The organism is Methylocaldum gracile (assembly GCF_053646815.1).
Map to the genome: position 1 here is coordinate 1,610,003 of NZ_CM132196.1, position 12,308 is coordinate 1,622,310.

Annotated in this window: 14 protein-coding genes; all 14 read right to left on the bottom strand. The window is 63.5% G+C overall.

All coding sequences use genetic code 11. The features are described 5' to 3' along the window. Positions 1–403 precede the first annotated feature (403 nt). The 14 genes from ACWJJK_RS07055 to fabG are packed head-to-tail and all read right to left on the bottom strand — an operon-like array spanning position 404 to position 12,304. Positions 404–1,081, bottom strand: coding sequence for a hypothetical protein (locus ACWJJK_RS07055; RefSeq protein WP_156879826.1), 678 nt, complete (start codon positions 1,079–1,081; stop codon positions 404–406). Between the two features lie 28 nt (positions 1,082–1,109). After that, positions 1,110–2,390 carry a hypothetical protein gene (locus tag ACWJJK_RS07060; protein WP_156879827.1) on the bottom strand — a complete coding sequence of 427 codons (1,281 nt, stop codon included), beginning with the start codon at positions 2,388–2,390 and terminating at the stop codon, positions 1,110–1,112. Continuing rightward, a complete protein-coding gene (locus tag ACWJJK_RS07065) occupies positions 2,387–3,163 on the bottom strand; it encodes an outer membrane lipoprotein-sorting protein (protein WP_156879828.1) in 777 nt (258 codons plus the stop codon). Before ACWJJK_RS07065 ends, ACWJJK_RS07060 begins: the two co-directional genes overlap by 4 nt. Positions 3,164–3,190: 27 nt before the next feature. Then, on the bottom strand, positions 3,191–4,417 hold the full coding sequence (locus ACWJJK_RS07070) for an FtsX-like permease family protein (RefSeq protein ID WP_156879829.1): 1,227 nt from the start codon (positions 4,415–4,417) through the stop codon (positions 3,191–3,193). Beyond that, positions 4,408–5,124, bottom strand: a complete 717-nt coding sequence (locus ACWJJK_RS07075) for an ABC transporter ATP-binding protein (protein ID WP_086133513.1) — start codon at positions 5,122–5,124, stop codon at positions 4,408–4,410. Before ACWJJK_RS07075 ends, ACWJJK_RS07070 begins: the two co-directional genes overlap by 10 nt. Positions 5,125–5,183: 59 nt before the next feature. Next, positions 5,184–5,855, bottom strand: a complete 672-nt coding sequence (locus ACWJJK_RS07080; RefSeq protein WP_156879830.1) for an SDR family oxidoreductase — start codon at positions 5,853–5,855, stop codon at positions 5,184–5,186. After that, a complete protein-coding gene (locus ACWJJK_RS07085) occupies positions 5,849–6,658 on the bottom strand; it encodes an SDR family NAD(P)-dependent oxidoreductase (RefSeq protein ID WP_077730645.1) in 810 nt (269 codons plus the stop codon). The genes ACWJJK_RS07080 and ACWJJK_RS07085 overlap by 7 nt, the downstream gene beginning before the upstream one ends. A gap of 31 nt (positions 6,659–6,689) precedes the next feature. Beyond that, positions 6,690–7,289, bottom strand: coding sequence for a tetratricopeptide repeat protein (locus ACWJJK_RS07090; RefSeq protein ID WP_086133516.1), 600 nt, complete (start codon positions 7,287–7,289; stop codon positions 6,690–6,692). Positions 7,290–7,338: 49 nt separating this feature from the next. Beyond that, a complete protein-coding gene (locus ACWJJK_RS07095; protein WP_454128786.1) occupies positions 7,339–8,868 on the bottom strand; it encodes an FAD-dependent oxidoreductase in 1,530 nt (509 codons plus the stop codon). Beyond that, positions 8,865–9,182 carry a hypothetical protein gene (locus ACWJJK_RS07100; RefSeq protein ID WP_434113379.1) on the bottom strand — a complete coding sequence of 106 codons (318 nt, stop codon included), beginning with the start codon at positions 9,180–9,182 and terminating at the stop codon, positions 8,865–8,867. Before ACWJJK_RS07100 ends, ACWJJK_RS07095 begins: the two co-directional genes overlap by 4 nt. 3 nt (positions 9,183–9,185) lie before the next feature. Then, positions 9,186–9,617, bottom strand: coding sequence for a hypothetical protein (locus tag ACWJJK_RS07105; protein ID WP_434113377.1), 432 nt, complete (start codon positions 9,615–9,617; stop codon positions 9,186–9,188). Between the two features lie 11 nt (positions 9,618–9,628). After that, positions 9,629–10,816 carry a beta-ketoacyl-[acyl-carrier-protein] synthase family protein gene (locus tag ACWJJK_RS07110; protein ID WP_454128787.1) on the bottom strand — a complete coding sequence of 396 codons (1,188 nt, stop codon included), beginning with the start codon at positions 10,814–10,816 and terminating at the stop codon, positions 9,629–9,631. 14 nt (positions 10,817–10,830) lie between these two features. Then, positions 10,831–11,568 (bottom strand): MBL fold metallo-hydrolase, encoded by a 738-nt coding sequence (locus ACWJJK_RS07115; protein ID WP_454128788.1) that lies wholly within the window; start codon positions 11,566–11,568, stop codon positions 10,831–10,833. Then, positions 11,561–12,304 (bottom strand): 3-oxoacyl-[acyl-carrier-protein] reductase, encoded by a 744-nt coding sequence (gene fabG, locus ACWJJK_RS07120; RefSeq protein ID WP_454128789.1) that lies wholly within the window; start codon positions 12,302–12,304, stop codon positions 11,561–11,563. The genes ACWJJK_RS07115 and fabG overlap by 8 nt, the downstream gene beginning before the upstream one ends. Between the last annotated feature and the right edge of the window lie 4 nt (positions 12,305–12,308).

The following is a 12,308-nucleotide window of genomic DNA, read 5'->3' on the forward strand; positions in this document are numbered from 1 at the left end:
AGTGAAAAATGCCCACTAAAGACACGATTGCGATGGGAAAGGCAGACGTGCCGCAGGCGATCACTCGTCGCCAAAAATTGGTCGTTTTGGTGACGAGGGCGCCCCAAAGGTTTTGGTAAAAAGGGCGGCGCGACCGCGTGGAAGCCTAAGTACATTCAGGGAAGTCTTGCGGCATACGCACCACTGCAGGAGAAATCCGCCAATCGAACTAATTTGTCGAGATTCCGCAAAAGTGTATGGAATGTACTTAGAGCGTTTTTCATCCCGGTGTACGGCTTCGTGTCGGGAGGGAAGAACGTAGGTCGGCAATCCCTTGCCGACTTATCGGCTCGGCAAAGGGTTTTGTCGGCAAGGGATTGCCGACCTACCTGTCGGGCGCTCTGACACCCAATCGGAAAATGCTCTAATGGTTCGGCGGCGTCTGGGCTAATGCCGCGATTTCCCGTTTCGCCCGCTCGACGCCGTCGGGGTCTGCGTTCAGCGCGACGATCCGCTGCCAGTAGTCCGTCGCGGCTTGCGGGTTGTTCCGCAGGGCTTCGATGCGGGCCGCCGTCTCGAAAAAGGCGGATCGGGCCGACGGCGGGTAGGCATCCGGTCTCGCCTCGATCTGTTTTTCCAGGCGTGCCCGGGTATCGAGGGCACGTTGCATGGAACCGTACATGTCGACCTCGGCGTCCGTATTCATCTGCACGAGCAGCACCGTGAAGTCGTCAGGCGCCTTTTGGGCGGCTTCGTCGAGGTCCTTCAGACAATCCCACACCAAATAGAGTTTTTCCATGCCGAGCAGCCAAGGTCCGGTTCGGCCGGCGATCTTGCACTCGTTAGCCGCGAACCAGGCTTTCGCCGTCATATCGTCCGGATTTTCCTTGACGAGTTCCCGGAGCAGCGCGTCGGCCTCGTCGATCCGATTGTGCATGAAGTCCAGGCGCGCCAGTTCCAGTCGACTGTCGTAGTCGATCTGATGCTCGATCGCCCGGCGCAGCTCGATATCCGCCGAGGACCACGGCGTCTCCGGAAATTCCTTTCCGCAGCCGCCGATGAAGGCGGCCGCCGCCACGGCAAGCACTGTCTTTTTTTTCATCGTGAACACCTTCAGGTAGTTATCGAAATCAAAGGTAAAGGGCGAACCCGGAATACACGACGAAACCGAAGGGGATATCTTGGGTTTCCGATCCGGATGCGCCGCCGTAGTATTGGCCGCCCATGAGAATGGCCGCCCGGTCGAGTATCGGGTAACGCAATAATCCGCCGAGCAACACGCCCTGATCCTCGATTCCGTAACGGAGGAAGGCGCGGGCGTCCAGGTCGCCGATCAAATGGCTGTCGGAGATGCGGGCGAACAGATAGTGGCGCTGCATGCGGCCGAGCAGCGTGTTCGCCGTGCCCAGGAATCCGCCGGCCGCAGGCCCCAGGGGGGAGTCGAGCAGCGGCGTGCTCGATCCGGCGGCGTCTTCCAACCGGTCGAACTCCCCTTCGCTATAGCCTTCGCCGTTGTACAGATATTCCACGATAACGTTGACCAGGCTTTCGGTCGTGTACTGTCCGCCCAGTAGGAATTGCGGCCGCCATTCGCGTCGGTCGTCGCGGTCGAATACATAAAAACTCTCGGTTCCGCCGGGCAGGTCGATGCGTCGCGGCAGCGCCGTCCGGCGGCGGTCGCGCACGCTGAATTCGCCGTGCAGTTCGAGCTTGTCGCCGATCGCGGCCGAATAAGATCCGCCCACGAAATTCATGTCTCCGATACGGGCATAGGTGAGCGCCGCGTCGCTGCTGGTGAACTGCTTGCGCAGGCGCAGGGCGTAGGCCCACTCGTAGCGGTTATCCGGTCCGTAGACTTTTTCCCGAGACTTATGGTTGAGCGTGTAGGCGCTGGCGCCCCAGCCGTCCTCCCCGGTCCAGTCGAGGCTGGCGTAGACCTCGCCGTTCCGCTTGTACGAGAAAACCCGGTCTTCGAAATTCAGCTCCTGGTCCTGGAACGGATTGCTGGGGTTCCAGATGTAGCCGGGACCCCACTTGAAAATGTCGACGCCCCCGCTGAGCACCACGTTGTCGGAAACGTTCCAGTCGAGCGCCGCCGACTGCGTGTAGAAGTCCGCATCCCCATCCGTGCTGCGTATCCGTTCCTGTCCCCAGAAATCGCCCCTGAGCGTGAAGGGGCCAGAGCCGTAAATGGGCGACAGGCGCAGCCCCAGGATGCCCGTGTGTGCCGGGAAATCCAGAATCCGCCCGTCCGGGTTGAAGGGCGTGTCGGCACGGGGCGGCGCATACTGCCACGCGGCCTCGGCCTGTCCGCGAACACCCACACCGCCCAGGTCGAAGGCCGAGGCCGAGGGGCTGCATGAGGCTGCCGTCAGCATGAGAGCGATTGCGCCGTGGCGGGTCGATTTCATCTCAGCCTGCTGAGCGCCGACACGGTGAACCGGGAAACCGGGAGTTCGGTGACCTTGAACTGCGAATATTCCATGATGGTCTTCTTGCCCGCGCTCAAGGGGTTCTGGATCTCGATGGTGACCAATTGCTCCTTGCCGCCCAAGTCGGGAAGCTTCTCATAGCGCGTATAGCGCGCCGTTTTGAGCAGCTTTCCGGTAGCCGCGAAAAACTCCGCCTGGTAGGGCATGAAGTTCTTCTCCTGTATCCAGAGGTGCAGTTTGTCGTAGGTCGCGAGACTGTCGGGCTTGGCCTTCAGTTCGAGGACGTGGCAGGGGATGTCGTCCACGGTTTCGCGCCTCAGGTAGGTCGGATCGTAGTCGCCGGAAAAATCGGTACTGGCGACGTCGCCGTTGGAGGCTTCGCCCAGCAGCCGCTGCTGTGGCGTGATGCGAATCGGCTTGCTGCTCAAGGGCGAGTGGAACCAGAGATTGCTCTGATCCATCAGGAGCGCTTTGCCCCGCTCGCTGACCGGATCGGCGTAGATGATCAGCGAGGTGTGGGCATTCAGGATCTCGGCCTTGAGCAGAAAGATCTTTTCGGCCTCGTCGGGCTCGATGCTGCGCAGCTTGAGTTCGAAAGCAAACGACTTGCCTTTGAAATTGCGGTATTCGTCGGCTTTCCGAAGCAATTCGACCGCCGACGGGGTGTTGCTCTTAGGCATGTCTTCGGCCGCCACGGAAGCGGACAAGGCCAGCAGCAGAGCGCCGGTCACGAAGGATAAAACGGATTTCATGGGTGCTTCCTCACGAATGGGTAGTGATCAAACGTATCTCAGAGCATCGACGATGGATTTCCGAGCCGCCTGCATGGCCGGCACCAGGGTGGCGAACAGGGCGATCAGGGCGACCGCGCCGACCGAACCGGCCCAGATCCAGGGAACGTACGCGATGCGGAGCGGATAGCCCTTGGATGATCCGGGAGGCGGCGGCATCATGATCTCGAGGGCATTCAGCGAATAGGTCAGGGCGATGCCTGCGAGGACGCCGAGTACGGCGCCGAGGACGGCCAGCATCAGGCCTTCGGTCAGGAACTGCCGGACGATGCCGCCGCGATGGGTGCCCATGGCGCGCAGCGTGCCGATCTCGGCGGTGCGCTCCATGACCGTGACGATCATGGTGTTGGCCACGCCGAACACCACGACCACATAAATCACCAGATTGATGAACAGGAAAAAGCCGTCGTATAGATCGACCACCTTCTGGTAGAAGGTGGCCAGCTTATGCCATTCGATCCATTCGATGCCGAGGTCTTGCGCCCGGCTGCGGTCGGCCACGTCCGCCACCACCGCGTCCAAGGCCATGGTCTCGTCCAATAGCGCCACGACGGTGTCGACCGACTGGGTATTGAGAAGTTGCTGCGCGTGCGGGAGCGTCATCATCATGGCGGCATCGTCGTATTCCTTGGCGAAGCTTTGGAAGATGCCCTGGACCGTCACGTCGACCGCATTCATCACTCCGTTGACGGTGGACGCGAGTAGCGAGAGCTGGTCGCCGACCTTGACGTTGAGCGCCTGAGCCAGACCTTCCCCGAGCAATACGCCCTCGGGTTCCTCCTCGTCCAGATCGGTGCCGTCGATGATCGTCAGCGCCGAGTTGATCAGCGTTTCCGTCTCCGGGTCGACGCCGCGCACGATGGACGCCTGGCTATTCTTTTCGTTACCCAGGAGCGCGGTAAACTCGAGCCTGCGCGAAGTCATTTGTACGTGGGGGTTGCTCTCCAGGAGCGCCTTGACCCGTTCGGCCTGCTCCAGCGGCATGCGGTAGCGGTCGGGGTCTTGCCTATGGTTCGCTTCGTAGCCCGCGCGGTGGATTTGGAGATGCCCGTACTGGCTGCGAATCACGGATTCCCGAAGGCCAATATAATTGGCCTCGACGAAACCGCCGAACAGGATGATGCCGGTGACGCCCGAGAGAATCGTCAGTAGGGCGAACAGCGAACGACGCTTGTGGCGGAGAATGTTGCGCCAGGCAACCTTGATCAGAAACATGCCGCCGTCCTCCCCTGAGTTCCCGCCGTCGCGTCGTTCTCGATCTTGCCGTCCCGCAGCAGGATGCAGCGTTCGGCATTTTCCAGAAGTTCCCGGTTATGGGTGCAGATGATCACCGTCGAGCCCTGCTCGCGAGAGAGGTCCAGCATGAGCTGTATGATCGCTTCGCCGGTAGTGGAATCCAGATTGGCCGTCGGCTCGTCCGCGATGAGAAGGCGCGGATGATGGACCAGCGCGCGGGCGATGGCGACCCGCTGTCGCTGCCCGCCGGAAAGCTCGTTCGGATAGTGTTTGGCGTGTCCGAGCAGCCCCACGGCCTCGAGCATGCCTTCGACCCGGCTGCGGCGTTTCTTGGCGCTTTTCTCGCCGTTCAGGAGCAAGGGATATTCCACGTTCTCGAATACCGTCAGCACCGGCAGCAGATTGAAATTCTGAAAAACGAAGCCGATGTAGCGCGCGCGGAAGTCGGCTAGCGCCCGATCGTCGGCGGAGGCGACATCGCGTCCCGCGACGACGATACGTCCCTGATCGAAGCGGTCGAGACAGCCGATGATGTGGAGCAGCGTCGATTTTCCGCTGCCCGAGGGGCCGCCCAGGAACAAGCGCTCGCCTTCGTTCACGGCGAGGGAAACGCCGCGGAGCGCATGCACCTGGCTCTCGCCGAGCCAGTAGGTCTTGTGCAATTCGCTTATTTGAATGAAGCCCATAGGTTTTTCGTTCTCGTGTGATTCGCTCGTGGTCTTTGAAACTCGCGGCATTCCCGTGTCTAGATGATCAAACCGTCATCCACCCGCAGCACTTGCCCGGTCATCCAATGGCCGCCGCGAGCGAGATGCAGGATGTTGGCGGCGAGATGGCCCGGATTGCCATGCCTGGCAAGCCCCATCACCTTGAACAACATCTGTTCGTGGACCGTGAGCTGGACGCCGGTGTCGATGCCCTCGATGAAGCCATGACAGAGGACGTTGACGGCGATCCGGTAGCGGCCGAGTTCCTTGGCCAGACATTTGCTCATGCCGATCAGCGCGCCGCCCGCGGCGGACCCGGCCAGGAAGCCTTCGCGCCCGCTGCTGGCGGCGTCGTCGCAGATCACGATCACGTTGCCTTCGACGCCGTCTTTGGCCATTCTCGGCGCGAGCGCCCGTACCGCGAGGAACAGCCGCTGGCTCGCAGTTATCGTTTCCGTCAACACGCGATCGGGATCGGGCTCGGCCGAGGCTTGGCGCATGCGGTCGAGAAAGACCAGCGCATCGATTCCGCCGAGCGCTGCGTGCGCCGCTTCGGCCGATCGTTCCAGACGTTCCGTCGCCGATTCGGCATTCGTCGCGTCCGATTCCTCGGAGTGGTGGACCGTGGCGCCTTGCGCGGCCAGCATGTCGGCGAGTGCGCCGGCGTAGGTTTCGCGCCCCAGGAGCCAGATACGGGGATGGCTTACCATGTGACCAGCCCCCCCGTGACGTTCAAGACCGTTCCGGTGATGAAGCCGGCTTCGGCCGAGGCAAGGAACAGGGCGGCACCGACCAGATCATTAGGGGTGCAGCTGCGCTTGATCGGCGTGCTGCCCATGATCGCGGCGCGCACCTGGGGTTTCATGACATCGGCGATGCCGCCGTCGAGGACCTGCGGCGCGATGCAGTTGGCGGTCCAGCCGCGGCCGGCGATTTCCCGCGCCAGTCCCTTGGTGTAGGCGATGACCGCGCCTTTCGCCGCCCCGTACAGCGAACGCATGGGTTGTCCCACCAGGCCGGTGATCGAGGTGATGTTGATGATGCGGCCGTAATCTCCGGCGGCGCATCTGCGCCGCATTGCCTCGCACAGGTAGACGACCGGCGCCAGGTTGCCCCGCAGCATGAGGTCCGCATCGCGTTCGGTCAGCATCATGATCGAATCGTCGCGCGCCGTGCCGATGCAATTGATCAGGACGTCCACGCCGCCCAGCCGATCGAACGCGCGATCGAACAGGTTTTCCGCCGCTTCGCGGTCGGTCAGGTCGGCCTGCGCCGGAAAGGCGCGGGACTGTCCCCGCTCCGCGTTGATACGCTCGGCCAAGCGCTCGGCGGGGCCGCTGCTCCGATGGTAATGCAGGCAGACCCGCGCGCCCGCGTCGGCGACGGCTGCGGCGATCGCGGCACCGATGGCGCCGCTGGCGCCGGCGATCAGCACGCGGCGCCCGGCGAGCGATGCCGGGCCCGATGCGGTGACGGAGCCGCCCGTCGCTCGATTGGTGTCTGTATTCGGCATGATGAGTCGATGTCCTTCCGATGCGTAAGCTTTAGCGGTTTTCGGCGAGGATTTTCTCCGCCTCGGCGAGCTTGCCGCGGGCGTCCGCCAGGTGCTCCGCCGGGCACTCACGGGATTCGCACAGCGCGAGATAATGTTTGAAGTCGACCACGGCGAACGAGGTTCGCTTCAGGAAGACCGGCAGCTCCATGCTGTTGTAGGCGCGGGTCAGGCGTACAACCAGATTGTCGGGATCCTTCTGCACGGCCTTGTCGAGCAGGCGCGTACCGGATTTGACGAAAAAGGTCTGCTTGCCCGGATCGGTTTCGAACAGGGCCTTCATGGTGATCACGCTGCCCAGCCAGCCGGCCACCTCCTGATCCTCCGGGTGCAGCTTCTGAGCCTTCTTCAGATACTGCTCCGCAGTCTCGACCCGCTGCTTGTCGGGTGCGGTGCGGCTGATCTGATGCAGGATGATGCCTGCGGATTTCAATGCCTCGAAATCGTCCGGGTTTTGGCGCAGGGCGGTTTCATATTTCGCCAGCGCGTCTTTAGCCTCGGCGCCCTTGAGGTAGATTACGTCGGCCGCGAAGCCGTGGGCGCTGATGGATGCGAGCACAAGTACGGAAAGCAGTCGTTTCACTGACATCATGGTTCACTCTCTTCTGGATGGTTGAACGGGATACGGCGATAGAAACCGGCTAGATTTCTTCCAAGACAATTCGGGCATCGCTGCTGGCCTCCATGCCCGTCCATACGGCGGAATAAAGTCCCGCGATGCCGAACGAGTCGCTGTGCGCGAAGACGACGTTGCCGAACGGCTGCTTGGCGGCATTCAGGACTTCGTCCATGCCGGGCGTACACCCGACCATCGGGTGTCCCCAGCGGTGGAGCCGAACCGTCTCGATGGCGCCGCGGCTTCGGGGCAGGATGGCATTGAGATCGCCGACGATGCGCGCCGCGAGCTGCTTGGCCGAGCCGCCGAACAGTTCGATGCGGCCCGCGCTGCCGGGATACGGGACGTACACGGTCAAATGGCTCGATCCTTTCGGATCGCGATTGCTGCGAAGCCAGTCGGCGGCCACGATGAAACGGCTGAACCTCGAGGCGCTCGCGGTCTCGAAGGCGGGGGCGACCCGTCTCGACAGTTCCACCTGGGCGACCAGGTAAGCGTTGTAGCGAAACCGGTCGTAGACGTCCGGCCGCTCCTCGCGCAAACCCACCACGGCGTGCTTTGCGAACACCTTGGGGACGGCCATCACGGCGCAACGGGCCTCGATGGTTTGCAGCGAACCGTCGTCCGTGCATCCCGTCACCCAAACCTTGCCGTCCCGACGGTTCTCGACCCTGATCGCGGTGAATCCGGTCATCAAGGCGTTCGGACGGATCGCTTCGCAGCGCTCGCGCAGGATATCGGAGATGGCTCCATGTCCGCCGGGCAGGGTATAGGCGGGCGCCGGGAGATTCGAAAGCAGGTAGAGGGCGATCCAGGCGGAGACGTCCTCGCCGGTTTCGCCGAGACGGGAGCTCAGCATCAGTTTCAGGAAATGGTTCACGGCCTCCGGGTAGTCTTTGTCCGCGAGATACCGGCTCAGCGTGACGCGGTCGAGCTGGCGGATGTCCGCCCGATTGTCGGCGCGCGGAAAGAATATCCCGTCAATGGGGTGACGTAGCGCCGCCAGATCGTCGCGCACGCGGCGGAACCCCTCGCGCTCCCGCTTCGAGAAGGGCAGGTGGCGCCAGCCTTCTGCCAAGGGGTCTTCGACCAGGCGGCCGCGGACATGGTAGGCCAGTCTGGGACCCAGAACGGGCTCGAACGGCACGTCCAGTTCCCGGAAGAAATCAATGAAGGGGGCCACCGGGCCCTGGCTGACCAGCGCTCCCAAGGGGTAATGAATGCCGCCGCTTTGCCGGCGCCGCGAGTTGCCGCCGAGAGCGTCCTCCTTTTCGACCAGCAGGCAATCATACTCGCCGAGCCGATACAGTGCGGTCAGCCCCGAAATGCCGCCCCCCACAATGACGATATCCTTGCGCAGAGAAGGCTCGGGGACCTTGAAGGAAACGCCGTCCCGAACCTGATGCGTGACCCCGAAGTGGTCGACTTCGTCGAAGGCGTTCGGAAGCCTGACGAGGTTCGGCCGGCCTTTGGCGTCGACGCGGAAGGTCGCCCCGGCACCCAATCCGAGTCCCCCGAGGACGGCCAGTGCTTTCAATGCGGAACGACGGTTCATGACGAAAACTCGACCACAAGGTCCGCTTTGGCGACCAGGACGCCGTCCTGATTGACGAAGCGGCAGGCGACTTCAGTCGGCAGGCGATCGCTTCCGGTAGGCACGCATTCCACCTGAACGGTCTGGGACGGCAGCACCGGTGCGGGAAACTTTTGCCGCACGATGCGGCGTATGCGGCAAGGACGGCCGTAGGTCTCGGTCAGAGCCTTGCGGGCGAAGGCGAGCAGCAACACGCCCGGCAGTATGGGATTGCCGGGAAAGTGGCCCGTGAATACCGGTTGTTCGCCGGAGACGACATAGGATTTCGTAGTCATGGCTCAAGCTCCCGTGACCGTGAGCCTGCCGGCGGCGACGACGGCGTCGCCCTGAAGTGCCCGGAAGCCGCCCCGGCACAGCCCGCCGAAGCGGGCTTCGATGCGGACTTCGATACGGATGTCCCGTTCCGGATCGGCGGGTGCATTGAACTCCACTTGCTCGAATCCGAGGAGCAAATGGCGGGCGTCCTCGCGCGATTCAGGGCGATCCGCGCCGGTGGCGAGCACCACGCCCATGATCTGCGCGGCGCTTTCCAGCACCAGTTCGTCGGCGAGATCGCGCCCGGTCCAGTCGTTCCATAGGATCCGGTCCTCGGCCAAGGTGACGTGACCGGTCCCGGCCGCGCCCGGTGTCTCGATGTCGATGTAGTTCGGCATCAGGATGGGGTGACGGTGAGGCAGGAGGGATTCGATGTCGGAACGTTCGAGTCGCATGGCTCTGGGTCCTATGCCGCGCAGTCGCAGCCGACGACCACGGAGACGTGGCTGCCGCCGACGCCCGATCCGTGGTGCAGGAAGCGGGATACCCGCTCCCGTGCCGTGCTGTAGTTGAGAAGGGAGGCAATGCCTTCGTCGTAGTCCACGCCCTCGTTCATCGCCGGGACGACTCCGCGCTGGGCGCAAGCGATGCCCAAAGCCAGGCGCAGGACGCCGGAGGCGGCGAATTCGCCGGTATAAGCCTTGATCGCCGAAACTCTCGCCGAGGAGTCGCCGAGCGCCTGCCGCCAGACCTCCGCGTCCGAGCGATCCAGGTTTTTGCCGCCGTTGGCGGGGCTGGATACCCAGTCCATATCGGCGAGTTCGCACCCGGCTCGAGTCAGCGCCTGATCGATCGCCGCGACGGCCCCATCGGAATCGTGGCGGAACGCGTCCTTGGCCGACGATCGCAGGCCGATGCCTTCGATGGTTCCGAGAATCTTCGCCCCGCGCTCCAGCGCGGCTCGTTCGGTCTCCAACAGCAGGGCTGCCGCGCCCTCGCCCAGGGCGAAGCCGGAACGGCGGCGGGCGAACGGGTAGGAATCCTTGTCGCCGGCCAGGCCCAAATCGTGGAAGGCTTCCACCAGCGCCGGGCTGAGCTCGTCGGCGCCCACCACCAGGATGCGTTCGGCGAGTCCCTGGCGGAGCATCATGGACGCGTACAGGAGCGCGTATTCGCCGCTGACGTCGACGCCGGTGACGGTGGAGTTGGGACCGGCCACGCCGAGCTCGATCGCGGCGAGGCCGGCGCTGGCGTTGTACACCGTGGTCGGGAAATGGGCGGGGCTCAGGGTCTTGATGCCGTCGCGCAGGAACTTCTTCTGATGCTCCACGACGCTGTTGAGGCCGGAAAAACCGGTTCCGACCAGGAGACCGCAGTCCCGGCGCAGGTCCGACGGCAGCTCCGCGTTAGCTAGCGCCTGGCAGCCGGCCGCGATGGTGTAGCAATTGATCGGGTCCATCCGCCGCGCCTTCTTCGGGTTCAGGTAATCGGCGACATCGAATCCCTGAACGGCGCCGAGGCGGCGTTCGGGCCCGAAGCGGTCGGTCTCCGCGAGTCCGGTCTTCCGCTCGGCCGTAGCCCGGACGGCTGTATCGACGTCGGAGCCCAAGGGACTCACGATACCGATGCCGGTAATGACGATCTGATCAGTCATGACGAATAACTCCGTTAAAAAGGTGTTAGGTTGCCGCGCCGGGGATCGAACCATTCGCCGTGGCCGGGCACGACGAAGTCGGCCTCGGCGACACGGCGGCGGGAGGCCAGGAGCCGTTCCCGATCGTGGACGATCAGATGATGGTCGATGCCCGTGGCGAGAAAGTCGTCCAAGGACAGCACCGCATCGCCGGCGATCATGCAGGCGCCCTGTTCGGTGTCCACCCAGAGGCCCATCTGGCCGGGGCAATGACCGGCCAGGTCCACCGTGGCGACGTGCGGCGAGAGCTGCTCGCCGGGGTCGCAGAGATGGAATTCGCATGCACGGTCGGACGATTCGAAGTCGTAGCGCGAATCCGTGGCGAGACGCAGGAATTCGCGCAGAAACACCGGCGCGATGAGCTCATGGCTCTCCTTGAGGAAGGCCTTGTAAGCTGCGCGGTCTTCCCGGTAGCGCATCAATTCGCACACGAATCGATATTCCTGTCGGGGGACATGAATCCGCCATCCCCGGCACTCGGGGGCCAACGCTTTGTAATGGTCGAAATGCAGGTGCGTGAAATAGGCGTCGGTGATGCCGTCCAGACCGAAGCCGACCACGCCGCGCAAGACCGCGTCGAGTTCCGCCGCCGTGGCGAAGTCGCCGTCGTCCACCAGGAAGCGCCGCGGCCCGTCGACGACCAGGGTCGCACTGGCGCGAAGCGTCAACCGGGTGGGGCGGTTCAAGCGGTAGACCCGCGCGTTCTCAGACACTGAGACCTCCGTCCACGACGATCACCTGGCCGGTCATGTAGCTGTTTTCGGGCGACGCCAGAAAGCAAGCGACACGGGCGACTTCCTCCGGGGTTCCGGCGCGGCCCATGGGAACCGACTTGATCAGCGGCTCAAGCTGTTTCGGATTCATGCCGGCCAGCATGTCGGTGTCCACGAATCCGGGCGCCAGCGCATTGACGCTGATGCCGTAGCGGGCCAGTTCCTTGGAGAGCGAGCGGGTCATGGCGATGACGCCACCCTTGGAGGCGGCATAGTTGGCCTGCGCCGGCGTTCCGATCAGGCCGCTGATCGACACCACGTTGACGATACGCCCGAAGCGCCGCCGCATCATGTCCTTGACGACGGCGCGGGACACCAGAAAGGTGCCTTTCAGATTGGTGTCGACCACGTCGTCGAAGGCCGCCTCCGACATTATGGCGAGAAAACTGTCGCGCAGTATGCCGGCATTGTTGACCAGGACCTCGATCGGTCCGAGATCGCCGGTCACCGCCTCGACCATGGACTCCACCTCGGCGGCCGTCGCCACGTTCGCCGGATAGGCGCGGGCGGTTCCGCTGGCCTCGTGGATTTCCCGGCAGAGTTCTTCCGCCTTGTCGCGGTTGCTGGCGTAATTCACGGCCACTTTGCAGCCCGCCTCCGCGAGCGCTTTGGCGATGGCGCGGCCGATGCCGCGCGAGGCGCCGGTCACCAGCGCGACCTTGTCTTCGAATCCCATGATT

Bases quoted from the DNA above. Each gene is read 5' to 3' on its own strand.
- ACWJJK_RS07095 (WP_454128786.1), bottom strand. From the start codon at position 8,868: ATGAACCGTCGTTCCGCATTGAAAGCACTGGCCGTCCTCGGGGGACTC.
- ACWJJK_RS07100 (WP_434113379.1), bottom strand. From the start codon at position 9,182: ATGACTACGAAATCCTATGTCGTCTCCGGCGAACAACCGGTATTCACG.
- ACWJJK_RS07085 (WP_077730645.1), bottom strand. From the start codon at position 6,658: ATGCCGAATACAGACACCAATCGAGCGACGGGCGGCTCCGTCACCGCA.
- ACWJJK_RS07060 (WP_156879827.1), bottom strand. From the start codon at position 2,390: ATGAAATCGACCCGCCACGGCGCAATCGCTCTCATGCTGACGGCAGCC.
- ACWJJK_RS07065 (WP_156879828.1), bottom strand. From the start codon at position 3,163: ATGAAATCCGTTTTATCCTTCGTGACCGGCGCTCTGCTGCTGGCCTTG.
- ACWJJK_RS07090 (WP_086133516.1), bottom strand. From the start codon at position 7,289: ATGATGTCAGTGAAACGACTGCTTTCCGTACTTGTGCTCGCATCCATC.
- ACWJJK_RS07105 (WP_434113377.1), bottom strand. From the start codon at position 9,617: ATGCGACTCGAACGTTCCGACATCGAATCCCTCCTGCCTCACCGTCAC.
- fabG (WP_454128789.1), bottom strand. From the start codon at position 12,304: ATGGGATTCGAAGACAAGGTCGCGCTGGTGACCGGCGCCTCGCGCGGC.
- ACWJJK_RS07110 (WP_454128787.1), bottom strand. From the start codon at position 10,816: ATGACTGATCAGATCGTCATTACCGGCATCGGTATCGTGAGTCCCTTG.
- ACWJJK_RS07070 (WP_156879829.1), bottom strand. From the start codon at position 4,417: ATGTTTCTGATCAAGGTTGCCTGGCGCAACATTCTCCGCCACAAGCGT.
- ACWJJK_RS07080 (WP_156879830.1), bottom strand. From the start codon at position 5,855: ATGGTAAGCCATCCCCGTATCTGGCTCCTGGGGCGCGAAACCTACGCC.
- ACWJJK_RS07075 (WP_086133513.1), bottom strand. From the start codon at position 5,124: ATGGGCTTCATTCAAATAAGCGAATTGCACAAGACCTACTGGCTCGGC.
- ACWJJK_RS07055 (WP_156879826.1), bottom strand. From the start codon at position 1,081: ATGAAAAAAAAGACAGTGCTTGCCGTGGCGGCGGCCGCCTTCATCGGC.